The following is a 661-nucleotide window of genomic DNA, read 5'->3' as shown; positions in this document are numbered from 1 at the left end:
AAAAAGACCGCCGGTGTTTTCTGCGATCTCTCTTGCCCTTGCGAGTCGGATGGGAGGACCGCTACGGGGACTTCGATGGTCGTCCCGTTCGGATGGTCATGATTCTCTTCTGTGTACAGCGTATAGCACTGCGCACCGGCGTCTAAGAGGGCCCGGGTAGCGCATCCACTGCTCTCTAGTCTTGAGTGCTCGGACTTTATCTGCGCAATGGCTGATGTGGCGATTAGGGATGCTGCAGTTAATGCGCATCCAGCACTTATGTATTTAATAAATCGTGTTTTATAACCATGTGAGCGCATGCTACACCTCAGTTTAAATAGGGTGGAAGGTTTGCGAAGTAGTTATCTAATAACCATAGTTATAACAGATAGTTTGTTCAAAAATTTATTGAGCTATAGGAATAATTGAACAATATCAGTGCGTAAGCTAGTCCACCCTCAAGCTAGCCGCTGGAATTTATCGTAGACTGCCAGTTTTCGTTACACGTAGATGTAGAGCTTGAGCAGGCCCCCGGATGGTAGGGGCGCCGGTCGGTATCGGCGGTGTGCGTCTTGTCGAACCCCATGTCGATGACGTCTAGGGACTCTACGAAGGCATCAATGACACGTACCGGATGATCTTCCGGGATATATTCCTCAATGCTGGGCGGTAGCAACGAGAT

General features: G+C 49.3%; 1 pseudogene. It reads right to left on the bottom strand.

Annotation, left to right across the window (positions count from 1 at the left end):
- Positions 1-442: 442 nt before the first annotated feature.
- Positions 443-661 (bottom strand): annotated as a pseudogene (locus OP495_RS18635) (hypothetical protein); the annotation flags it as partial.

The organism is Chromohalobacter sp. 296-RDG (genome assembly GCF_029889885.1).
In the GTDB taxonomy this organism is placed as follows: Bacteria; Pseudomonadota; Gammaproteobacteria; order Pseudomonadales; family Halomonadaceae; genus Chromohalobacter.
The sequence above is the reverse complement of the archived record's forward strand: the minus strand, read 5'-3'. Positions and strand labels throughout refer to the sequence as shown.